Genomic DNA, 21,931 nt, shown 5'->3' on the forward strand with positions numbered 1-21,931 from the left:
GCGCGTTCTGCCTTCTCAGGGAGGGGTCGGGCCGCCGGCCACGCGCACGCCGCCGTCCCGGGTGCGGGCGCGCACCGCCAGCAGGTCGTCGCCGCGGCGCAGGGCCCGGGAGACGGCGCCGATCTCGCGCAACAGGTCCGTGGTGTCGGGGTCGCAGCCGGGTTCGCAGCCGCCCTCGCCGTCGTCCGGCCGGCGGCGGGCCTCGACGGCGTCCTGGATGGCCAGCGCGGACGCGAGCGCCTTCGCCCGGCCCGGCTGGTGGCCGAGGGCGAGCGCGGCCTCGTACGACCGCCGTCGCCGGTCGTCGTCGATGTGGCGGGCCAGCGGCAGCAGCACGTCGCGGATGAACGTCTCCCGGCGGATCAGCCGCAGCTCCGGAGTGGAGCGCAGCACGAACGGGACGCCGCTGCCGTTGGCGGTCCGCATCAGCAGGTACAGGGGCCGCAGTTCGTGGTGGGCGAGCCGTACCCGCCAGCGGTCGTGCAGGTACTGGCCGGCGTGCGGGAGGATGAACCCGACCGCGATGAGGATGGCGGACAGGCAGGCGATGGGCGGCGCGACGCCGGTGCTGAGCCAGTCGAGCTCGCGCCCGGCCCAACGGGCCCCCACGGCGGTCAGTTTGGCCGCGTCGAACAGCAACTGGATGGCGTAGCCCACGCCGAGGAACTTCAGTCCCCAGCGCAGCCAGGCGTCGAGCCCGTCGGTGCGCACCCAGTTCCAGATCAGGCCCGAGGTGATCACGGTGGCCACGGTGTGCGCGAGGAGATAGAGCAGGATCATCTCGCGCATGTACGGCGTGTCGGCGTAGTACGTGTCCAGGTCGCGCAGCCGCTCCACGGGCGCGTCGGCGAGCGCGAACAGCACCCACAGCGCGGCGATCACGCCAGAGTAGACGGCGAGGACCCAGCGGGTGGCGCGCGTCGTCTGCGCGGAGCGGTCGGACAGTCCGTTGCGCCAGGCGATGATGAGCAGCAGGCACGATCCGCCGAACGCGGTCAGCAGCGAGTACACCCAGGGCGCCGAGATGTTCGGCACCCCGGTGACCCGGTTGACCAGGGCGATGGTCGAGGGCGCCACGAACACGAACACCGCGCAGGCCAGCACCAGCAGGCCGCCGACGGCGCGCAGCATCGGGTCGGCCCACAGCCGGATGATGGTGGGCAGCTTGATCGCCAGGGCGGCGGTCAGCACCCCGGCCGGGATCCACCAGAAGGATGGGTAGAACTCGCTGACGAACCCCGTGGGCGTCAGCGCCAGTTGGGCCTGGGCGGGGGCGAGCGCGGCGGTGGCGAGGGCCGCCGGGACGAGGGGGGCGGTCACCGTGCCGGTCCTGCCGGCCCGCGGGGGTCGCGGTAGCCGAGGGACCGCTGGAGGGGGCCGGGGGGAGGGCCGGCGGGGCGCGGGGACAGCAGCGGCCGCAGCGCGGCGGCGAGCCGGTGGCCGAAGTCGTCGGCGGCGGCCTCGTCGGCCGCGCGGGAGCCGTCGCGGGCGGCGACCGACAGCGCGACGTCCTGCCAGTCATTCCGCTCGGCCAGCGCGCCGGCCGCGGCCGCCGCACCGGCCGGGTGATGGTGGTCGTGCCCGGCGTGCATGTGCCACAACTCGTGCCCCAGGATGACGAGTTGCTGCACCGCCTCGGCCCGCTCCTCGACGATGACCAGGTCGAAGTCAGGCAGCTCCACCCACAGCCCGGTGACCTCGATCTCGTCGGGGAACCGCTCGAAGCGCAGTTCGACGGGGCGCCCGCCGCGGCGCGCGCTCATCTCCGCGCACAGCGCCCGGCACAGCTCGCGTGCGTCGGCGGGCGGGCGGGGTCCGGCCCGGAGTGCGGACGCGAGGCCCTCGGTCAGCTCGCGCATCCTGGCGGACTCCCGCGAGCGGTGCCGCCAGGCGGAGACCCGGGCCGCCTTCCTCCGTGCGCCCGCGATGTCCATGACTCCCCCTCTCGCCGCCGCACAGCAGGCCGTTCGAGATTACGCGGCCGGTCGGGCCCCCGTCATGCGAACGGGTGCCGTCGGCCGCCCGGCGAACGCCGCCGTGGCTGGAAAGTCCCGTCCGGACCATTGACTGGCGAGCGCTTACTCCATACCGTCCCGTTCGAAGTTACGAGCATGTGCCGACATTTCGAACGGTGGTAGTGGGAGGCATGGGACGATCCGCCCCGAACCGCAGGCACCTCGCGGGCGGACGCCGAGGGCTGCTCGCCGCGTGCGGCTTCGGCGTCGCCGCACCGGCCGGCGGGGCCGGCGCCCTCGCCGCGGGCGCGGCAGGACGCCGGTCCCGCGCCGCGGAAGCGCGCTCCGCCGGCGCCGGTCCCCACTACGGCGCGATTCCGCTCCCGCCCGTCGCGGACGGGCGGGCCGCCCGCGCGGAGCCGTACTCCTCCGTCCTGCCGCACCGTCACCAACAGGTCCTCGGGCCAACCCCGTTCACCCCCTTGCGACCCCGCCCAGCTCCCGTTCAACCCCGCACCCAACCCGCCCAACCCGCTCAACCTCCCTCCCGAAAGGCACCCATGACCGAGAGCACCGCCCGCTTCACCCTCGACCCCGCCTTCACTGTCGGCGAGGTCGACCCCCGGCTCTTCGGATCCTTCGTCGAACACCTCGGCCGCTGCGTCTACACCGGAATCTTCGAACCGGGCCACCCCACCGCCGACGAGGCGGGCCTGCGCGGGGACGTGCTCGACCTGGTCCGCGAACTCGGCGTCACCGCCGTGCGCTACCCCGGCGGCAACTTCGTCTCCGGCTACAAGTGGGAGGACTCCGTCGGCCCGGCCGACAGCCGCCCCCGCCGCCTCGACCTCGCCTGGCACTCGACGGAGACCAACCGCTTCGGCCTGTCCGAGTACATCGGCTTCCTGCGCAAGGTCGGCCCGCAGGCCGAGCCGATGATGGCCGTCAACCTGGGCACCCGCGGCGTCGCCGAGGCGCTCGAACTCCAGGAGTACGCCAACCACCCCGGCGGCACCGCCCTGTCCGACCTGCGGGTCGCGCACGGCGACAAGGACCCCTTCGGCATCCGCCTGTGGTGCCTGGGCAACGAGATGGACGGCCCCTGGCAGACCGGCCACAAGACCGCCGAGGAGTACGGCCGGGCCGCCGCCGAGACCGCCCGCGCCATGCGCCAGCAGGACCCCGGCGTCGAACTGGTCGCCTGCGGCTCCTCCAGCCAGTCCATGCCCACCTTCGCCGCCTGGGAGGCGACGGTGCTGCAGGAGACGTACGACCTCGTCGACTACATCTCCCTGCACGCCTACTACGAGCCCGTCGACGGGGACGTGGACTCCTTCCTCGCCTCCGCCGTCGACATGGAGTCCTTCATCGAGAACGTCGTCGCGACCTGCGACCACATCGGCGCCCGCCTGAAGTCGAAGAAGCGGATCAACCTCTCCTTCGACGAGTGGAACGTCTGGTACCTCTCCCGCTGGCAGGAGCAGGAGGGCACGTTCGAGCAGGACGACTGGCCCGAGGCGCCGCGCCTGCTGGAGGACAACTACAGCGTCACCGACGCCGTCGTCTTCGGCTCGCTGCTGATCGCGCTGCTCCGGCACGCCGACCGGGTCACGGTCGCCTGCCTCGCCCAGCTCGTCAACGTCATCGCCCCGATCATGACCGAGCCCGGCGGCCCCGCCTGGCGCCAGACCACCTTCTTCCCCTTCGCCCAGGCCTCCCGGTACGGCCGCGGGCAGGTCCTCGACGTCCGCGTGGACTCGCCGACGTACGAGACGCAGAAGTACGGCGAGACCGCCCTGCTGCACGCCACCGCCGTGCGCGCCGAGGACGGCACGGTCACCGTCTTCGCCGTCAACCGCGACCGCACCGGACCGCTGCCGCTCGAAGTCGCCCTCGCCGGACTCGACCTGACGTCCGTCGTCGAGCACAGCGCCCTCGCGGACGCCGACCCGGACGCGCGCAACACCCTCGACGACCCCGAACGCGTCACCCCGCACGCCGTCGAGGGCACCGCCCTGCGGGACGGCAAGCTCACCGCCGTACTGGAGCCGCTGTCCTGGAACGTGATCCGCCTGGCCTGACCCAGCACAATGGGCGCATGAGGATCTCGGCACGGGCGGACTACGCGGTACGGGCGGTACTGGAGCTCGCCGTGCGGCAGTGCGAGGACGCCCCGGTGAAGGCCGAGGCCGTCGCCGCCGCCCAGGAGATCCCGCACAAGTTCCTGGAGGGCATCCTCGGGGACCTCCGCCGCGCCGGCGTCGTCGACAGCCGGCGCGGCGGAGGCGGGGGTTACCGGCTGGCCCGGGCGGCCTCGGCGATCACGGTCGCGGACGTGATCCGCGCGGTCGACGGCCCCATCGTGTCCGTGCGCGGGGTCCGCCCGACCGGCCTGTCCTACGCCGGTTCCGCCGAGCCGCTGCTGCCGCTGTGGATCGCGCTGCGCGCCAACGTCCGCCGCATCCTGGAGGGCGTCACCATCGCCGACCTCGCGGCGAACGCGCTGCCGGAACCGGTGAAGCGACTGGCGGCGGAACCGGCGGCCTGGGAGAACCCGTAGGAGCCTATGGGAACCCGTAGGAGCCTATGGGAACCCGTAGGGACCACGGCGTCCACAGCGACTCTCAGCGTTCCCTCAGGTTGGTGCCCTAGCGTCCCGCTCTGTTCATCCCTACCCACCCGGTAGGAAACCCAGGGAAGGCGGGACCGCCCATGCAGACGCTGCTACTGCTCGCCCTCGCGGGCCTGGGCGCCCAGCTCGTGGACGGCAGCCTCGGCATGGCGCACGGGGTCATCTCGACGGTGCTGCTGCTGGCCCTGGGCACCAGCCCGGCCGCCGCGTCGGCCGTCGTCCACTTCGCGCAGATCGGCACCGGCCTGGTCTCCGGCGCCTCGCACGCCCGCTTCGGCAACGTCGACTGGAAGGTCGTCGCCCGGATCGGCGTCCCGGGGGCGGTGGGGGCGTTCGTGGGAGCGACGGTGCTGTCGGGCATGTCGACGGCGCTGGCGGCGCCGGTGATGGCGGTGATCCTGCTCGTCCTGGGCTGCTGCGTCACCTGGCACTTCACCGTGCGCGGGTTCTCCCGTCACCGGCTCGGCCGCCCCCTCGGCAAGCGGTTCCTGGTGCCGGTCGGCCTGGTCGCCGGGTTCCTCGGCGCCACCGGAGGGGGCGGCTGGGGGCTCATCGGCACGCCCGCGCTGCTGGCCAGCGGCCGGCTGGAGCCGCGCAAGGTGGTCGGCTCCGTCGACGCGAGCAAGGCGCTGGTCGCCGTGGCCGCGAGCCTGGGGTTCCTGTTCTCCCTCGGCTCCCACGGCGTCGACTGGTCCTGGGTGCTCGCCTTCCTGATCGGCGGCATGGTCATCGCCCCGGTCGCCGCCTGGCTCGCCCGCTTCGTCGCCCCGCGCGTCCTGGGCTCGACGGTGGGCGGCCTGATCGTCCTGCTCAACGCCCGCACGCTGCTCGCCGGCGGCTGGCTCGACCTGCCCGGCACGGCCGTCACGTCCGTCTACGCCGTCCTGTGCGCGCTGTGGGCCGCCGCCCTGGCGTACTCGGTCCGCGCCCACCTCGAGGAGCGGCGGACGCGGACCGAGCCCGCCGCGGAACGGCAGCCCGTCACCGCGTGACGAACCGGGGTCAGCCCTGCTCGACGCCGAGGGTCAGCGTTCCGGTGTAACCAGCGGAGGTCGAACTGCCGAGCGCGGTCATCGTCAGGAGGCCGGAGGAGGCGCCTCCGTCGTCGTAGATGCCGTCCTGGGCGAGGGTGGTGCGGGTGACGGTGTTGGTCGAGTACGGCGAGATCGCGGCGACCTTGGTCGTGATCGACTCGTCGATGAACAACTGCCCGGTGTGGATCTCCTGGCCGCCGGTGAACGAGCCGTCGGAGGTGAGCGTGACGCCCGTGTGCACCTTGACGTGGATGTGCACGCAGCGCCCGCGGTACCAGCCGGGGTAGATCGTGGTGATGTTCGCGACGCCGCCGGAGTCGGTCAGCACGCCGCCGCGCAGGAAGGTGCCGTCGTCGGGCTCGTTGTGCCCGTTGTTGCCGACGTAGCCGGAGTACTCGCCGAGCGCGTCGCAGTGCCAGATCTCGACGAGCGCGCCGGAGAGCGGGACGCAGGTGTCGTCGTCGACGACGGTGAGCTTCAGCTTGAGCGGGATGCCCGCCTTGCCTTCGGTGACGTCCGAGCGGACGAACTGTCCGTCGAGGTAGTAGGGGCCTTCGGTCATCTCCTTCGTGAGGGTGCAGACGGCCGCGGCGGCGACGGGCACGGCGTCGTCGCCCTCCGCGACGGCGGAAGCTCCGGGCACGGCGGCGGCAACGGCCAGCGTGGCCGCGGTGGCCCCCGTGGCGATCAGTACGGTGCGGCGCCCGATCACGGGCTCAGAGGTGTCTGTCATGGACACGGCACCCTAGGGAGGGATGCTGTCGGTGAGCTGTCAGTCAGGTAAAGTGACGCCCCGTCAAGTAACTTGTGCGTCAGGGTATTTCGACGTGCGCGACGAACGCGGCCCAGGCGGCGGGGGAGAGCGCGAGGCGCGCTCCCTGGCGGTCCTTGGAGTCCCGGACGTGGATGGTGGCGGGGGTGAGGGCGACCTCTATGCAGTCGCCGTCACCGCTGCTGCTGTAGCTCGACTTGAGCCAGGTCAGTTCACCGATGGTCATAAGGCTCCTCGCATCCGATTCAACAGGCTCACGGAGTCTTCGAGGGTGAGAGCCTGTGAACGCATCCTGGCATACCGCCTCTGGAGCACGCTGATCTCCTTCGGGTCGGCAATCAACATGCCGCCGCGTTGGCCTTCGTTGTAGGCGAACCACCTGTTCTCGGGAGTCTCCAGCAGTTGCATCGGGCCAGCCACCCCGGCGTGTGAGCCCTGTGTCAGCGGCATGATCTGCACTTCGACGTTCCGTCGCTCGATGATCCCGAGCATGTGGTCGATGAGGCTCCGTGTCACCTCCAACCCGCCTGTGCGCCTCAGCAGCACATGCTCTTCGAGGATGAAGCTGAACGCCGTGTTGGGGCGCTCCTTGAGCAATCGTTGTCGGTCTGCGCGGGCAGCCCACCGCTCTTCGATCTGGGCGTCGTCCAGAGGGGGAAGCTGGTGCGAGAACAGGACCCGGGCGTACGCCTCCGTCTGCACCAGTCCCGGAATCATCCGGCACTCGTACGTGTAGAGCGTGATCGCCTCCCGTTCCAGTCGGGCCCACTGCCGGAACCATGCCGCCAACCCCGGCTGGCGGGCCAGGTGGCAGGCGGCCCGCCGTAACGCGCCGGTGTTCCCCAGTACCTCCTCCGCCCGCTCGACGAACGCCGGGTCCGGCATGCGTCTGCCCAGCTCCACCGAAGCCACCGTGTGCTTCGAGTACCGCACCTGCTCCGCGAACTCCTCGCGGCTCAGGCCCACATGTTCCCGCAGGGCCTGGACAACCGCTCCGAACGTCCGCATGCTGTCCGACGACTCCGGCTCATCGACCACGCTCGGTCACCTCCCGCACCCATGGTCACGAAAGGTGACCGGTACTGTCCAGTCTGTGACCGTGTACTCTGCCCCGGCGTACACGGCGTTGAGCTGGAGAACTGCCCGCCCATGCCGCCAGATTGGGCGCATGACAGCACCACCCACGCCCCAACCGCCGGTCACCGTACGTACGTTCGCGCAGCGACTCAGCGCCACTCCGCGCGGCGCCCGGCTCGCCCGGCGCCTCGCCCTGCATCAACTGGACGCCTGGGGCGTCCCGCACGGCTCGAACGCGTCCGACGCCGTCGCGGTGATCGTCGCCGAACTGGCGGCCAACGCGGTCACGCACGGCCGGGTGCCCGGACGGGACTTCGAGCTGCGGCTGGACCTCACCGCGGACCGCCTCCGCGTCGAAGTCACCGACACGCTCACCGAACGACGTCCCCCGGCCCCCGGCGCCGTACGTATGCCCGACCCCCTCGACGACGACGGCCGCGGCCTCGCACTCGTCGCCGCGCTCGCCGACCACTGGGAGGTGCGGGATCGCCCACCCGGCAAGACCGTCCGCGCCGAGGTCGACCTGCCGGGCGGCGGGCCCTGAGCCGGGCTGACCGCTCTTGGTCTCAGTCGCCGTAGAGGGTGGCCAGGTCCACCAGGAGGACGTCGTCGCGGCGGTCGGCCAGGTCGGTCAGGTCGGGGTGGAAGCCGTGCAGGGAGTACAGGGCCAGCGTGGAGGCCCCGGTGTCGTAGCCCTGGTCCGCGAGCAGGGCGCGGATGCGTTCCAGGCGCTCCAGGTCACCGGTTCCATGGCGGGCGGCGGTCGCCTTGGCCTCGCCCAGCAGCGCGATCCTCGCCCGGGGAGACTGCGGGCGCTCGCCCGCGGCCAGGGCGATGACATCGACCTCGTGTTTCGTGCGGGCAGCCTGGTCGGCGACCTCGGTGGTGCCGACCGGGCCGGGCAGCTCACCCGGCAACAGGGTGTGGCCGTAACGACGGGTGAAGTCGCGGGCCAGGTCCTCGAAGTGCGGTCCGAGGATCTTGGAGTTGAAGGTCGGAACGGACTGCTGCCACACCTGCTCGGCGAAACCCTGCTCCACGGCGGCGGCCTGCGGCAGGGTGATGAGCTGGTTGAAGCGGATGACCGGGTCGGCGATCGTGATGACGGGGTGCCGGGAGCGGAGGATGTCCTGTTCCCGCCGGATGTACCCGGTGGATTCCAGTACTCCGAGGGGGTGGGCGACGGCGTTGCGCGGGCGCTCCAGGGCGGCGCCGATCTTGCTGGGGGTGGTGGCGCCCCGCGCGATCGCCGTGAGGATGTCGTAGTACAGGGTGTGCTGAGTGATCCTCGGGTCCTCACGCAGCAGGTATTCCGTCTCGGTGCGCGAATACACCGCCCGCCCCGGGTCGAGCAGGGTCCGGGTGAGCCAGGTGTCGAAGCCGTCGTCCGGATGCGGTCGGGCGGCCACCGGCCGGTAGCCGGGGGCGCCGCCGAGGACCGCGTGCACCCTCAGCGCGGTCAGCGGGTCGGCGATCCGCCAGAAGGCCCTGCTGTTCCGGTAGCCGAAGGCGCCCAGCCGCAGATCGACCACGGCACGCCCCCGCAGTGGCTTCGTCCCCGAGAGCAGTTCGTGCATGACGCTCATCGCCGAGCCGCACAGGATCAGTCGCGGACCCGGCCCGGCGCCGGGCCGGGCACCCCGCTGGCGTTCGTCGTAGAGCTGTTGCAGCAGTCCCGGGATCTCCGGTGAGTGCTGGAGCAGGTACGGCAGCTCGTCGATGACCAGGAGCGGATGCGACGAGCGGGCGGTCACGTCGAGAGCGCTGGACAGGACGTCACGCCAGTCGGTCAGTCGCAGGCTTCCCGGCCGCAGACCGGCGTGTGCCGCGACCGCGTCGCTGAACCGCTGGATCGCGGGCAGCCGCCCCTCCTCCCGGACCGCGGTGACGTACAGGCCGCCGACCTGCTCGGACAGGGCCTGCAGCAGGTACGACTTGCCGTGCCGTCGCCGCCCCGACACGATTCCCAGCCGCATGGCCGGATCAGGGTCGGTGAGGAACTCCGCGAGCAGATCCCACTCCCGGTCCCGGTCGACCACGTCGTCCGGCTTGGCCGGCAGGCTCTTCCTCACTGGCCCTCCTCCACGTCGACCGAGTGATTCTGTCTAAGTCTACTTCGACGAAATACGTCGTAGTGGAGTTGAACCGTGGAGGAACGGGGACGGCCTGGGGCTAGCCGGTGATGTCGAGGGCCGTGCCGTACAAGCGGCCCACCTTCAAGCGGATGACCACCCGGCGCTCGGCGACCATCTGCTCCAGGAACGCGGCTTCGTCCTCCGGCTTCGCGGCTCGCGGGATCATCTCGAGCAGTTCCCGCCCGACGGCGTCTCCGGGAGCTGTCGTGCTCTCGGAGACCTCGGCCTCGCCCTCGGCGACCGCGAACGACCAGACGTCGCCGCCCTGGACATGCAGCGCCGCGCGCGGGTTGCGCCGCAGGTGCCCGACCTTGACCCGGTCGGCGGTCGTCGAGAACCGCACCGTGCGGGTCTCGGGGTCCCACCTGTACAGCATGGTGGTCAGGTGCGGGTGGCCGCTGCGCTTGACGGTGGCGAGCGTGCCGAACTGCTGCCCCGCGAGCAGGCTGGAGAGGGCTTCGTCGGACAGGAGGCGAGGTGCTGGTCCTTGGCTCATGACGGGATCAACGACGTCGGCGGCACGGCGTTTCGTGTCGTGGCCCGAGCCTCATTCGTCGGAGACGCCGCCGACCGGCTGGGGCACAGCCGTGACCGGGGCACAGCCGCGGCCGATCACAGCCGTGACCGGGCCACCCGGCGGCCGGATCACAGCCGTGACCGGATCACCCCGCGACCGGGGTCACCCCGCCTGCCCCATCCCCGCCGCGTTCGGCCAGTTCTGGGCGCTGGGCCAGCCGACAGCCGGGGCCGGGGCCGGGGCGAGGCCCGGGCCGGTGGTGCCGCGGACCTGGGCGGCGGTGAGGCCGCCGCGGGCCGGGACGCCGGGCGGGGTCGGGCCCGTCATCGGGGCCGGGAACGGGGCGCTCATCGGGGCCGGGGCGGGCAACGGCGCCGGAGCCGGGGCAGGGGCCGGCACAGGAGCCGGGGCCGGGGGCTGGGCCGGGGGCTGGGGCGGGATTCCGAGCGGCTGGGGGCCCAGCTCGGCCACCGCAGGCATCGGCATCCCGGCGCCGTTCGACGGCCCCGCCGGGACCGCGCCGTTCGACGGCCCTGCCTGGGCCGCGGCGGGCAACGGCATGCCGGTGCCGATGGCCGGGGCGGCCGGGGCGGCCGGGAGCCCCGGCATCCCGGCGCCGACGGCCTGAGCGGCGAGGCCCTGCAGGCCGGCCCCGTTGGTGGCGCTGACCAGCCGGTCCACGGCCGCCGTGCCCGAGCTGTAGCCGGTCCCGGGGCCCAGCTCGGGCACGGCGGCTCCCCTCCTGGTCCCGTAGAGCACCTGCTCCAGGCCGGACACCAGGCGACGCACGTCCACCTGGGGGCGCACCACGAGTCTCAGGAAGCGACTGGACGAGCCGATCTTGTTGCCGCACTCGCGGACCAGGATCCGGTGCTCGGTGAGCATCCGGTCCCGGACCACGGTGCCCTCGGCGCCCACGGGAAGGCGCACGAAGAGGAAGTTCCCCTGCGAGGGGTAGACCGTGAGGCCGGGGAGCGTGGCGAGCTGGGTCGCCATGTCGAGGCGGTCGCGGCGGACCTGCTGCAGGCTCTGCGCGTACTCGGCGCCGTGCTCCTTCAGCATGAACACCACGTGCTCGGCGAAGGAGTTGAGGTTCCACTTGGGCAGCATGGAGCGGACGCGGCCCGCCAGCGCCGGGTTGGCGACGAGGTAGCCGAAGCGGATGCCGTGCAGGCCGAAGTTCTTGCCCAGGCTGCGCAGCACCACCACGTTCGGGCGGAGCATCGCCTCCTGGACGACGGACGGTTCCACCTCGGCGTCCGCGAACTCCAGGAACGACTCGTCGATCACCACCAGGTCCAGGTCCGCCATCGCGTCCATGAACTGCACGACCGACTGCCGGTGCAGGAAGCCGCCGTCGGGGTTGTTGGGGTTGCAGACGACCGCGACGCGGGTGCCGCGGGACCGGATGAACTCGGCGTACTGCGCGAGGTCCAGGGCGAAGCCGTTCGCCTCCTGGAGCGGGAACATGTCGACCCGCTTGCCGGTCTCCATCGGCTGGTCGGTCCAGCGGCCGAAGGTGGGGACGGGGATGGCGAGGGACTCACGGACCAGCAGGTGGTCGATCCAGGTGATCAGCTCGGTCGAGCCGTTGCCCATCGCCACGCACTGCGGCGGAAGCTGGAGCAGGCTGCACAGTTCGGCGGTGATCGTGTCGGCGCTGCTCGGGTAGTACGTGATGATGTCGCGCAGCCGCGCCGCCATCTCCTCGAACATGGCCGGGGTGGGGAAGTAGGGGTTGCAGGGGATACAGAAGTCGACCGGCCCGGCCCCGTCGCCGCCCTCCCGCGTCAGCGCCGCCATCGACGGGCTGTGCGCCGCGGTGCTGCGGAACAACGAGGTGACGTTGTCGGCCATGGAACCTCCGTATGGGGCGGGCCCTGGCGGGGACTTCCAGGGTCCGTCGTCATTGGGTGGCCCGCGCGGGGGAGCGCGGGCCACCCATACATACGGGGCCTCAGCGGGTGTTGTTCAACCCGTGTGAAGAGATTGTGCGCGACGGTCCGGACCGGTCAGCGGCCGAACGAGTGGACGGTCGTCGTCCGGTACGTCTGCCCCGGCCGCAGCACCGTCGACGGGAAGTTCGCGTGGTTCGGCGCGTCCGGGAAGTGCTGCGTCTCCAGGCACAGCGCGTCGCCCTGCCGGTAGACGCGGCCGGAGGTGCCGACCAGGGTGCCGTCGAGGAAGTTGCCCGAGTAGAACTGCAGGCCCGGCTGGTCGGTGGCGATCCGCAGGGTGCGGCCGGAGCGCGGGTCGCGCAGCGTCGCGACGTGCTCGGGCCGCTCCGTGATCCCCTTGTCCAGGACCCAGTTGTGGTCGTAGCCCTTCGCCATGACCTGCTGCTCGTGGCCCGCGCGGATGTCCCGGCCGATCGGCTTGCCCTTGCGGAAGTCGAAGGGGGTGCCGGAGACCTTCGCCAGCTCGCCGGTCGGGATCAGCCCCGAGTCGGTGGGCGTGTAGCGGGAGCCGGCGATCGTGAGCTCGTGGTCCTCGATCGTGCCGCTGCCCTCGCCGGCGAGGTTCCAGTAGACGTGGCTGGTGAGGTTGACGACCGTGGCCTTGTCGGTGGTGGCCTCGTAGTCGATGCGCCAGTCGCCGTGCCGGGTGAGGGTGTACGCCACCGTCGCCCGCAGCGTGCCCGGGTAGCCCATCTCGCCGTCGACGCTGGTGTAGTGCAGGCGCAGGCCGACGTCGGAGCCCTCGGCGAACGGCTCCACGTCCCACACGCGCTTGTCGAAGCCCTTGGCGCCGCCGTGCAGGCTGTTGTCGCCGTCGTTCACCGACAGCTGGTAGGCGGTGCCGTCCAGGGTGAACTGCCCCTTGGCGATGCGGTTGCCGTACCGCCCGATGAGGGCGCCGAAGTACGGGCTGGAGGCGACGTAGTCCGCGAGGTTGTCGAAGCCGAGGGAGACGTTGGCGTAACGGCCGTGCCGGTCCGGGATCTCCAGGGAGTGGACGATGCCGCCGTAGGAGAGGACCCCCAGCCTGGTACCGCCGTTCTCCAGCGACCAGAGGTGGACCTTGGTGCCGTCGGCGAGCTTGCCGAAGAGCGTCTTCACGGGCTTGCGGCCGCCCGAGGCGGCCTGTGCGCTGCCCGCGCCGAGGGCGGTCGCGGCGACCCCCGCCGCCGCGGCGCCGGCGATCACTGTGCGTCTGTTCAGTTCCATGTGCGGCTCCCGTAATGGGTGGGGCCCCGCCTTCCGGCGGGGCCCGAGCTGACTTACGAACCGGACTTGCGCTTGTTCCACACGTCGAAGCCGACGGCCGCGAGCAGGGCCAGGCCCTTGATGACCTGCTGCCAGTCGGTGCCGACGCTCAGGAGGTTCATGCCGTTGTTCAGCACGCCGAGGACGAGACCGCCGATGATCGCGCCGAGGACGGTGCCCACACCGCCGCTCATGGACGCGCCACCGATGAACGACGAGGCGATGGCCTCGAGTTCGAAGTTCAGGCCCGCTTTCGGTGATGCCGCGTTCAGGCGGGCGGCGACCACCAGACCCGCCAGGGCCGCGAGCACGCCCATGTTCAGGAAGACGTAGAAGGTGACCTTCTTGTCCTTCACGCCGGACAGCTTGGCCGCCGGCAGGTTGCCGCCGATGGCGTAGATGTGGCGGCCGAAGACGGCGTTGCGCATGACGTAGCCGTAGCCGACCACCAGCACGCCCAGGACGATCAGGATGATCGGCGCGCCCTGGTAGCTGGCGAGCAGCATCGTGACGGCGAGGATCGCCGCCGCGATGGCGGTCAGCTTCAGCAGGAAGGCGTTGCGCGGCAGCACGTCCAGCGAGAACTCCTGCTCCCGCCTGCGGTCCCGGACCTCCTGGTAGATCGCGAAGGCCAGCAGCGCGATGCCGAGGAGCAGGGTCAGGTTGTGGTAGTTGGTGTTCGGGCCGACCTCCGGCAGGAAGCCGTTGCCGAGCTTCTGCAGGCCCTCCGGGAACGGGCCGAGGGTCTGGCCCGCCAGGAAGATCTCCGTCAGACCGCGGAAGAGCAGCATGCCCGCCAGGGTCACGATGAACGACGGTATGCCCAGATAGGCGATCAGGAAGCCCTGCACCGAGCCCGCGACCGCGCCCACCAGCAGCGACAGCACCAGCGCCACCGGCCAGGCCACGTCGTGCTGGACCGTCAGCACCGCCGCGAAGGCGCCCACGAACGCGGTCAGCGAACCGACCGACAGGTCGATGTGCCCCGCGATGATCACCAGCATCATGCCGATCGCGAGGATCAGGATGTAGCTGTTCTGCAGCACCAGGTTGGAGACGTTGCGCGGCAGCAGCAGGTCGCCGCCGGTCCACACCTGGAACAGCACGACGATCAGGCCGAGCGCGATCAGCATGCCGTACTGGCGCATGTTGCGGCGCAGGCCGTTCAGCATCAGCTGCAGCAGGCCCCCGCCGGAGGCCGGGCCCCCGCCCTTCCCGGGCGGTGCAGCGGCCGGGACCTTGTCCGTCACATCCGTGCTCATCGGGTTACCTCTTTGTCCTTCGTCATCTGACGCATCAGCACTTCCTGCGTGGCCTCCGCCCGCGGAACCTCACCCGTGAGCCGCCCGGCGGCCATGGTGTAGATGCGGTCGCACATGCCGAGCAGTTCGGGCAGCTCGGAGGAGATGAAGACGACCGCCTTGCCCTCGGCCGCCAGCCGGTCGATGACCGTGTAGATCTCGTACTTGGCGCCCACGTCGATGCCGCGCGTGGGCTCGTCCAGGATCAGCACGTCCGGACCCGCGAAGATCCACTTGCTGAGGACGACCTTCTGCTGGTTGCCGCCGGACAGCTTGCCCACCGGCTCGAACACGGTCGGCGCCTTGATGTTCATGGACTTGCGGAAGCGCTCGGCGACCTGCCGCTCCGCGTGCTCGTCGACCACCCCGCGCCGGGCCACCTTGCCCAGGGCGGTCAGCGAGATGTTCCGGTTGATGGTGTCGATGAGGTTCAGGCCGTAGTGCTTGCGGTCCTCGGTGACGTACGCGATGCCGTGCCCGACCGCCTCCGAGACGGTCTTGGTACGGATCTCCCGCCCGTCCTTCAGGACCGTGCCGCCCGCGTACCGGCCGTAGGCGCGTCCGAAGACGCTCATCGCCAGTTCGGTGCGGCCGGCGCCCATCAGGCCCGCGATGCCGACGATCTCCCCGCGCCGCACGCTGATCGACACGTCGTCGACGACCTTGCGGTGCTGGTCGATGGGGTGCAGCACGGTCCAGTTGCGGATCTCCAGCGCCGGGGCCGCGCCCGCCTCCGCCTCGTGCGGCGTGCGCTCGGGGAAACGGTGGTCGAGGTCGCGGCCGACCATGCCGGAGATGATGCGGTCCTCGGTGGTCTCCGGCGCGTTGACGTCGAGGGTCTCGATGGACCGGCCGTCGCGCAGGATCGTCACCGAGTCGGCGACCCGCCGGATCTCGTTCAGCTTGTGGGAGATGATGATCGAGGTGATGCCCTGCTTCTTCAACTCCAGGATGAGATCGAGGAGTTTGCCGCTGTCCTCGTCGTTCAGCGCCGCGGTCGGCTCGTCGAGGATGAGCAGCTTCACCTTCTTGGACAGCGCCTTGGCGATCTCCACCAGCTGCTGCTTGCCCACGCCGATGTCGGCGATCCGGGTCTCCGGGTGGTCGGTCAGACCGACCCGGCGCAGCACCTCGGTGGCGTGCCTGAGCGTCTCGTTCCAGTTGATGAACCCCGCGGAGGCGTGCTCGTTGCCGAGGAAGATGTTCTCCGCGATCGACAGGAACGGCACCAGCGCCAGCTCCTGGTGGATGATCACGATGCCCCGGTGCTCGCTGGCCCGGATGTCCTTGAACTCGCAGACCTCTCCCTCGAAGAGGATCTCGCCCTCGTAACTGCCGTGCGGATGGACGCCGGAGAGCACCTTCATCAAGGTGGACTTCCCGGCGCCGTTCTCACCGCAGATGGCATGGACATCGCCCTGACGGACCGTCAGAGTGACGTCCGACAGCGCCTTCACACCGGGAAAGGTCTTGACGATCGAGCGCATTTCCAGGACGGGTCCCGCCATGGTCGTGCCCTTTCAGCCCGTAGGAACGGCCGCAGGAACGGCCGTGGGAACGGCCGGCGGAATGGCCGGCCTTCGACGACGAGGGGCTACTTGAGCTCGTCCGCCGTGTAGTAGCCGGTGTCGACGAGCTCCTTGGTGTAGTTGCTCTTGTCGACGCTCACCGGCTGCAGCAGGTAGGCCGGGACGACCTTGGTGCCGTTGTCGTACGTCTTGGTGTCGTTGACCTCGGGCTTCTTGCCGTTGAGGACGTCGTCGACCATGGTCGCGGCGACCTCGGCGAGCTTGCGGAGGTCCTTGTAGACGGTCTGCGTCTGCTCACCGGCGATGATCGACTTCACCGAGGCCAGCTCCGCGTCCTGGCCGGTGATGACCGGCAGCGGCTTGCTCTTGGAGCCGTAGCCGTCCGACTTCAGCGCGGACAGGATGCCGATGGAGATGCCGTCGTAGGGCGAGAGCACCGCGTCGACCCGGCCGGACTTGTACGAGGACGTCAGGATGTCCTCCATGCGCTTCTGGGCGGTGGTGCCGTCCCAGCGCAGCGTGGTGACCTGGGTGAGGTTGGTCTGACCGGACTTGACGACCAGCTTCTTCTTGTCGATGTACGGCTGCAGCACGCTCATCGCGCCGTTGAAGAAGTACTTGGTGTTGTTGTCGTCGTTGGAGCCGGCGAACAGCTCGATGTTGAACGGGCCTTTGCCGTCCTTCAGGCCGAGCTTGTCGACGATGAAGTTGGCCTGCAGCTCGCCGACCTTGGTGTTGTCGAAGGAGGCGTAGTAGTCGACGTTCTTCGTGCCGAGGATCAGCCGGTCGTAGGAGATCACCGGGATCTTGGCGTCCGCGGCCTGCTGCAGCACGTTGTTCAGCGACTTGTTGTCGATGGCCGCGACGATCAGGCCCTTCACGCCCTGCGTGATCAGGTTCTCGATCTGCGACACCTGCTGGTCGGGGTCGTCCTCGCCGTAGACCAGCTTGGTCTTGTAGCCCTTGGCCTGGAGGTCCTTGACGACGTTCTTGCCGTCGGAGATCCAGCGCTCGGAGGACTTGGTGGGCATCGCGATGCCGATGGTCCCGCCCTTGGCGCTGCCCTTGTCCTCCTTGCTGCCGCCCTCGCTGTTCTGCCCGCAGGCGGTCAGGGTGAGGGCGAGGGAGGCGGCTCCGGCCATGGCGGCGAGTGCGGCTCTGCGAGTACGCATGGCGATCAGTCCTTGTTCTTCTCGTCGTTGAGAGGGGTCAGGCTTCGGTGGGGAAGCGGTTCAGCGGGCCGGGCAGCCGGGAGCCGAGCGGCGCCATGTCGCCGTCCGCGCCGTGCCGGGTGAGCAGGTCGAGAGCGAGCCGGCCGCGCCGCACCCGCTCCCGGGCGGTGTCCAGGGTCAGATCCCGCAGGTGGGCGCCGTACGGGTAGATGCCGGGCGTCCTGGACAGGCCGAACTTCAGGTAGAGCGGTGCGCCGCGCCGGATCAGCTCGGCGACCTCGTACATCCGGATGTAGCCGCCGAGGTCGTCGGGGGCTTCGATGTACATGTCCATCGGGGCGGCGGAGACCCGCCGGATCTCGGTGAGGTGATCGAGCGTCAGGTCGCTGGGCACGTTCAGGGAGTCGGCGCCCAGCCGCTCGTAGACCGCGTAACTGGCCGGGTTGACCGGCCCGATGAGCGCGGAGACCTTCAGGGTGGTGTCCGCCGGGATGACCCCGGCGGCGCGCGCCCGGTGCAGCGTCCACAGCACGCCCTCGTCCGCGACGAGCAGGCACTTCACGCCCAGCTCCGTCGCCCGTACGGCGTCCTCGACACAGCCGGCGACGGCGTCGTGCCCGCGTGCGCGCAGTCCGGCCCCCCGCGAGTCGGAGCGCACCGAGCCGCCGATGTCCCAGGTGCCGCGCGGGCCGGTGAACAGGCACAGCTCGATGTCCCGCTCGCCGGTGGCCTCGACCATCTCGGTGATCTCGGCGTCGGTCAGCATCCACACGCCGCTGCCCTGGCTGATCCGGTGGATCGGCACGTCGAGGCGCGAGGCCTCCTTGAGTACGACGGCCAGCGCCTCCGGGCCCTCGCACGAGGGGATCTCGGTGCGCCAGCGGCCGCCGCCGGGGAAGGTGTGCGGCGAGGCGTCGGCGGGGTCGAGGGCGGGCGCGCCCAGGCCGAGGGCGGTGAGCGCCGGCTCACCCGGCCTGCGGGCTGCCGTGGCGGAAGCGTCGGTGGTCACAAGCTGTCCTTTGTGTTCGGTATTTCGGACGAAGTTCGCGGCTTTGGGTACGACTGGGTACGGAAGGCCGGGTGTACGCCGGTACGGGGGCCGTCAGGTCGCCCCCGTACCGGCGTACGGCTAGGGGCGGAGCAGTACCTTGCCGACCCCCGGATCGCCGGACCCGACCAGCTCGATGCCCTCCGGGAACCGGTCCAGCGGCAGCTCGTGCGTGACCAGCGGCAGCGGATCGAGCAGTCCGGCCCCGAACATCCGCACCGTGTGCGCCCAGGCGTCCGGCGGCGCGCCGAAGACGGTCGCCACCTCCAGCTGCCGCACCACCAGGTCCGTCGGGTCCAGGCCGTCCGCGCCCGGCGCCGGGATCCCGGTCAGCACCAGGCGGCCGCCGCGCCGGAGCAGCCCGGCGGCGGTGCGCGCCGCGGACGCCGACCCGGCGGTCTCGACGACGACGTCGAAGTCGTCGGGCAGCTGCTGGTCGCGGGTGCGGAAGTCGGTGGCCCCGAACCGCCGCGACAGCTCGGCCCGGTCGGGCCGGGTGCCCACCACCAGCAGCTCGGCCGGCGAGTTCGCCCTCAGGAACTGCACGGCGAACATCCCGAGGGTGCCGGTGCCGACCACCGCCACCCGCTCGGCCGGCAGCGCGTTCGCCTTGATGGCGGCGGCCGCGATGCAGGCGGCGGGCTCCAGCAGGGCGGCCGCCGTCAGGTCGGCGTCGTCCGGCAGCACGTGCAGCAGGCGGGCGGGCAGGGTGAGCGTGGTGGCCATCGCCCCCGGCTGGGTGAAGCCGGTCTCCTCGTACCCGGCGGTGCACAGGGTGGTCTCGCCCGCGTGGCAGCGCTCGCACACCTGGCAGTTGCGGAAGCCCTCACCGACGACCTTGCGGCCGACCAGCGTCCCGGGGACGCCGGCGCCGACCGCCTGCACGGTCCCGGACCACTCGTGGCCGGGGGTGAGCGGGTAGCGGACGTACCCTTCCGGCCGGTTGCCGTCGTACACCTCGCGGTCGCTGCCGCAGATGCCGACCGCGTGGACGCGCACCAGCGCCTCGCCGGGCTCCGGATGCCGCGGTTCGTGCGGGGTCAGCCGGTGCTCGCCCGGCGCGTCGACGACGACCGCGGTGCTCACTTGGAGCCCTTCGGCTTGCGCTGCTCCCAGCCCTCGGCCCACAGGTCGAAGCGGGCCTGCTGCTGCGGGAACTCGGCCGCCGCGTCGACGTCCAGCTCGACGCCGAGGCCGGGCGCGTCGGAGAGGTGGAAGCAGCCGTCCTCCGGGTCCACCTGCGGGGCTCCCTTGACCACCTTCTTGATCTCCGCGTCCGCGAAGTCGTTGAAGTGCTCCAGGATCTTGAAGTTCGGGGAGGTGAAGCCGACCTGGAGGGAGGCGGCGGTCAGCACGGATCCGCCCACGTTGTGCGGGGCGACCAGCATGTAGTGCGTCTCGGCGGTCGCCGCGAGCTTCCGGGTCTCCCAGATGCCGCCGATGTGGCCGACGTCGGGCTGGATGATGTCGACGGCCTGGCTGTCGAACAGCTCGCGGAACTCGATGCGGTCGTGGATGCGCTCACCGGTGGCGACGGGGATGTCGACCTTCGCGGCGACCTTCTCCAGCGCCTTGAGGTTCTCCGGCGGGCACGGCTCCTCCAGCCAGGCCGGGTTGAACGGCGCCAGCTCCTTGGCCAGGCGCACCGCGGTGGCGGGGGAGAAGCGGCCGTGCATCTCCAGCATCAGCTCCGCCTCGGGCCCGATGGCGTCGCGGACGGCCTCGATGAGGGAGACGGCGTAGAGGGTCTGCTGGTGGTCCAGCTCGAAGTGCCCGGTGCCGAAGGGGTCGATCTTGAGCGCCCGGTACCCGCGCTCCATCACGCCCTGGGCCGCCTTGTGGTACGCCTCCGGGGTCCGCTCGGTCGTGTACCAGCCGTTGGCGTACGCCTTGACCTTGTCCGTCACCTTGCCGCCCAGCAGCTGCCAGACGGGAACTCCCAGCGCCTTGCCCTTGATGTCCCAGCAGGCCATCTCGACGACCGCGATGCCCGACATCACGATCTCGCCGGCCCGGCCGTAGTCGCCGTACTTCATGCGGCGCACGAGGTCTTCCACCGCGAACGGGTCGGAGCCCAGAATGTGATTGGCCTCCGCCTCCCGCAGATAGCCGATCAGTGCGTCGGTGTGGCCCAGCATCCGGGTCTCGCCGACTCCCGTGATCCCTTCGTCGGTGTGCACCTGGACGTAGGTCAGGTTGCGCCACGGCGTCCCGACCACGTGGGTGCTGATTCCGGTGATGCGCACGGCAGTTGCCCCTTGCTGCGTCGTTGTCTGCTTGTCTCGTCGGCCCGATACGGTGTGTTCGAAATTTCGTCACACGTTCGAAATGCTGGCGTGACAGTAAGGACGGGGTGCGGGGAGTGTCAATGGGTCGAACGCATAACGGTTTCGACACTGCTTTCGACACCGCTTTCGGCGCGGATCCCGGGGCCGGTTTCGCCGGGATCGAGGGACTTGCCCGGCATACGATCCCGGCCTGGCGAAGTGGAACGGTCGGTTCGCCACACAATATTCACAGCGGTGACTAGGAAAGCTACCCGGCAGGAACTTACTCTTCCGGCGTCATGGACTACTGCCACTCGTGCCGACGCCACCTCAACGGCGCGCTCGCCTGCCCGGGGTGCGGCGCTTCCGCCGCGGAACTCCGCGCGCACGCGGCGGAGCGCGGTGGCGTCTCCGGGTACGGCGTGTCCGGCCGCGGTGCGTCCGGCCACGGCGGCGGGCCGACGGCCGCCTACGACGGCTACGGGGACGAGGACGACGGCCTGTACGAGGGCGCGTACGAGGGCGCGTACGAGGATGGCTACGACGGCCAGGCCGACCACGGTGACCGGGGTGACGGCGGCGACGGCGTTGACGGCGGCGAGGGCGTTCCGGTCGGCCGGGCGGCGCGGCGCGCGGGGCAGCACGGCCGTGGCGGGCGCGGGCGAGGGCGCGGTGGCCGGACCGCCGGGGCCGGTGCGGTCGGCGCGGCGGGTGCGAGTGCGGGTGCGGACGCCGGGAGCCGCCGTGACCGCAAAGCCGCGGCCCACCGTCGGCGCCGGCGCCGCACCGTGCTGATAGCGGCGGGCTTCGTCCTGGCGGCCGGCGGGCTGAGCCTCGCCGAACTGGGCATGGACGCGCCCTTCTCGACCCCGGAGCCGGCCGCGAAGGACGCGTCCGCCGAGGGCGGCACGTCCTCGGCGACCGGTGGGACGGCCCGGCCGCAGGCCGGCACGGCGCCGGGCACGGCGGCCGGCTCGGCGGCGCCGGGCGCCTCCGCCTCCCCGTCGACCTCGAAGTCCGCCAAGGACGCCAAGGACGCCAAAGGTGACAAGGGGCAGGACGGCGAGGCGACACCGGACGCCGGCACGTCCTCCGCCGCCGCGGGGGAGACCCCGGACCCGTCCATGCCGGACCCCACGGCCACCGGCCCGGCCTCGACCCAGGCCCCCTCGGCCGATCCGACGCCGTCGTCGCCGGACCCCGGCCCGGACCCGGAACCGTCGCCGACGCAGACGTGCGACCGGTTCCTGTGGTGGTGCACCTGACGGTTGCCGCGCCGGGGCGCC

At 71.2% G+C, this 21,931-nt stretch carries 20 protein-coding genes; 5 read left to right on the forward strand and 15 right to left on the reverse strand.

What is annotated here, in order from left to right; translation table 11 throughout:
* Positions 1 to 15: 15 nt before the first annotated feature.
* Both ACZ5GT_RS30135 and ACZ5GT_RS30140 read right to left on the reverse strand, forming a co-directional pair.
* Positions 16 to 1,251 (reverse strand): MAB_1171c family putative transporter, encoded by a 1,236-nt coding sequence (locus ACZ5GT_RS30135; RefSeq protein WP_469032432.1) that lies wholly within the window; start codon positions 1,249 to 1,251, stop codon positions 16 to 18.
* 65 nt (positions 1,252 to 1,316) lie between these two features.
* The gene (locus tag ACZ5GT_RS30140; protein WP_469032366.1) at positions 1,317 to 1,934 is read right to left on the reverse strand and encodes a toxin-antitoxin system, toxin component family protein; all 618 of its coding nucleotides are present in this window, start codon (positions 1,932 to 1,934) and stop codon (positions 1,317 to 1,319) included.
* A gap of 581 nt (positions 1,935 to 2,515) precedes the next feature.
* Here ACZ5GT_RS30140 and arfA point away from each other — a divergent pair.
* The 3 genes from arfA to ACZ5GT_RS30155 all read left to right on the forward strand — a co-directional run bounded on the left by arfA (position 2,516) and on the right by ACZ5GT_RS30155 (position 5,579).
* On the forward strand, positions 2,516 to 4,036 hold the full coding sequence (gene arfA, locus ACZ5GT_RS30145; RefSeq protein WP_469032369.1) for an arabinosylfuranosidase ArfA: 1,521 nt from the start codon (positions 2,516 to 2,518) through the stop codon (positions 4,034 to 4,036).
* Between the two features lie 17 nt (positions 4,037 to 4,053).
* The gene (locus ACZ5GT_RS30150; protein ID WP_469032373.1) at positions 4,054 to 4,515 is read left to right on the forward strand and encodes an RrF2 family transcriptional regulator; all 462 of its coding nucleotides are present in this window, start codon (positions 4,054 to 4,056) and stop codon (positions 4,513 to 4,515) included.
* Between the two features lie 152 nt (positions 4,516 to 4,667).
* A complete protein-coding gene (locus ACZ5GT_RS30155; protein WP_469032377.1) occupies positions 4,668 to 5,579 on the forward strand; it encodes a sulfite exporter TauE/SafE family protein in 912 nt (303 codons plus the stop codon).
* A gap of 10 nt (positions 5,580 to 5,589) precedes the next feature.
* Here the strand turns inward: ACZ5GT_RS30155 and ACZ5GT_RS30160 are convergent, their stop codons facing one another.
* From ACZ5GT_RS30160 to ACZ5GT_RS30170, 3 genes are all read right to left on the reverse strand, one after another.
* Positions 5,590 to 6,354 (reverse strand): intradiol ring-cleavage dioxygenase, encoded by a 765-nt coding sequence (locus ACZ5GT_RS30160; protein WP_469032379.1) that lies wholly within the window; start codon positions 6,352 to 6,354, stop codon positions 5,590 to 5,592.
* A 79-nt stretch (positions 6,355 to 6,433) separates the two neighbouring features.
* Entirely contained in the window at positions 6,434 to 6,619 is a 186-nt protein-coding gene (locus ACZ5GT_RS30165) for a DUF397 domain-containing protein (protein WP_469032381.1), read from the reverse strand.
* Positions 6,616 to 7,401: a helix-turn-helix domain-containing protein gene (locus ACZ5GT_RS30170; protein WP_469032434.1), complete on the reverse strand. Its 786-nt coding sequence runs from the start codon at positions 7,399 to 7,401 to the stop codon at positions 6,616 to 6,618. The genes ACZ5GT_RS30165 and ACZ5GT_RS30170 overlap by 4 nt, the downstream gene beginning before the upstream one ends.
* A gap of 160 nt (positions 7,402 to 7,561) precedes the next feature.
* Here ACZ5GT_RS30170 and ACZ5GT_RS30175 point away from each other — a divergent pair, with 160 nt between their 5' ends.
* Positions 7,562 to 8,014: an ATP-binding protein gene (locus ACZ5GT_RS30175; protein ID WP_469032384.1), complete on the forward strand. Its 453-nt coding sequence runs from the start codon at positions 7,562 to 7,564 to the stop codon at positions 8,012 to 8,014.
* Positions 8,015 to 8,036: 22 nt separating this feature from the next.
* On the opposite strand, the gene ACZ5GT_RS30180 is transcribed toward ACZ5GT_RS30175, so the two are convergent.
* The 10 genes from ACZ5GT_RS30180 to ACZ5GT_RS30225 all read right to left on the reverse strand — a co-directional run bounded on the left by ACZ5GT_RS30180 (position 8,037) and on the right by ACZ5GT_RS30225 (position 20,624).
* Positions 8,037 to 9,542 (reverse strand): AAA family ATPase, encoded by a 1,506-nt coding sequence (locus ACZ5GT_RS30180; RefSeq protein ID WP_469032387.1) that lies wholly within the window; start codon positions 9,540 to 9,542, stop codon positions 8,037 to 8,039.
* 100 nt (positions 9,543 to 9,642) lie between these two features.
* The gene (locus ACZ5GT_RS30185) at positions 9,643 to 10,101 is read right to left on the reverse strand and encodes a PPOX class F420-dependent oxidoreductase (RefSeq protein ID WP_469032391.1); all 459 of its coding nucleotides are present in this window, start codon (positions 10,099 to 10,101) and stop codon (positions 9,643 to 9,645) included.
* 183 nt (positions 10,102 to 10,284) lie between these two features.
* Entirely contained in the window at positions 10,285 to 11,979 is a 1,695-nt protein-coding gene (locus ACZ5GT_RS30190) for a pyridoxal phosphate-dependent aminotransferase (protein ID WP_469032393.1), read from the reverse strand.
* A gap of 155 nt (positions 11,980 to 12,134) precedes the next feature.
* Positions 12,135 to 13,289 carry an aldose epimerase family protein gene (locus ACZ5GT_RS30195; protein WP_469032395.1) on the reverse strand — a complete coding sequence of 385 codons (1,155 nt, stop codon included), beginning with the start codon at positions 13,287 to 13,289 and terminating at the stop codon, positions 12,135 to 12,137.
* A gap of 53 nt (positions 13,290 to 13,342) precedes the next feature.
* Positions 13,343 to 14,590 carry a multiple monosaccharide ABC transporter permease gene (mmsB, locus tag ACZ5GT_RS30200; RefSeq protein WP_469032397.1) on the reverse strand — a complete coding sequence of 416 codons (1,248 nt, stop codon included), beginning with the start codon at positions 14,588 to 14,590 and terminating at the stop codon, positions 13,343 to 13,345.
* Positions 14,587 to 16,137 carry a multiple monosaccharide ABC transporter ATP-binding protein gene (gene mmsA, locus ACZ5GT_RS30205; protein ID WP_469032400.1) on the reverse strand — a complete coding sequence of 517 codons (1,551 nt, stop codon included), beginning with the start codon at positions 16,135 to 16,137 and terminating at the stop codon, positions 14,587 to 14,589. The genes mmsB and mmsA overlap by 4 nt, the downstream gene beginning before the upstream one ends.
* An 86-nt stretch (positions 16,138 to 16,223) precedes the next feature.
* Positions 16,224 to 17,330 carry a multiple monosaccharide ABC transporter substrate-binding protein gene (chvE, locus tag ACZ5GT_RS30210; protein WP_469032404.1) on the reverse strand — a complete coding sequence of 369 codons (1,107 nt, stop codon included), beginning with the start codon at positions 17,328 to 17,330 and terminating at the stop codon, positions 16,224 to 16,226.
* A 37-nt stretch (positions 17,331 to 17,367) separates the two neighbouring features.
* Complete coding sequence (locus ACZ5GT_RS30215; RefSeq protein WP_469032407.1) at positions 17,368 to 18,339, reverse strand: hypothetical protein; 972 nt, start codon at positions 18,337 to 18,339, stop codon at positions 17,368 to 17,370.
* Between the two features lie 120 nt (positions 18,340 to 18,459).
* The gene (locus tag ACZ5GT_RS30220; RefSeq protein WP_469032409.1) at positions 18,460 to 19,464 is read right to left on the reverse strand and encodes a zinc-dependent alcohol dehydrogenase; all 1,005 of its coding nucleotides are present in this window, start codon (positions 19,462 to 19,464) and stop codon (positions 18,460 to 18,462) included.
* On the reverse strand, positions 19,461 to 20,624 hold the full coding sequence (locus ACZ5GT_RS30225) for a mandelate racemase/muconate lactonizing enzyme family protein (protein ID WP_398271266.1): 1,164 nt from the start codon (positions 20,622 to 20,624) through the stop codon (positions 19,461 to 19,463). Before ACZ5GT_RS30225 ends, ACZ5GT_RS30220 begins: the two co-directional genes overlap by 4 nt.
* A 320-nt stretch (positions 20,625 to 20,944) precedes the next feature.
* Between ACZ5GT_RS30225 and ACZ5GT_RS30230 the strand changes: the two genes are divergently transcribed.
* Positions 20,945 to 21,910, forward strand: a complete 966-nt coding sequence (locus ACZ5GT_RS30230) for an SCO2400 family protein (RefSeq protein ID WP_469032411.1) — start codon at positions 20,945 to 20,947, stop codon at positions 21,908 to 21,910.
* Positions 21,911 to 21,931: the final 21 nt, after the last annotated feature.

The sequence above is a fragment of the Streptomyces sp. NPDC031340 genome (assembly GCF_055569945.1).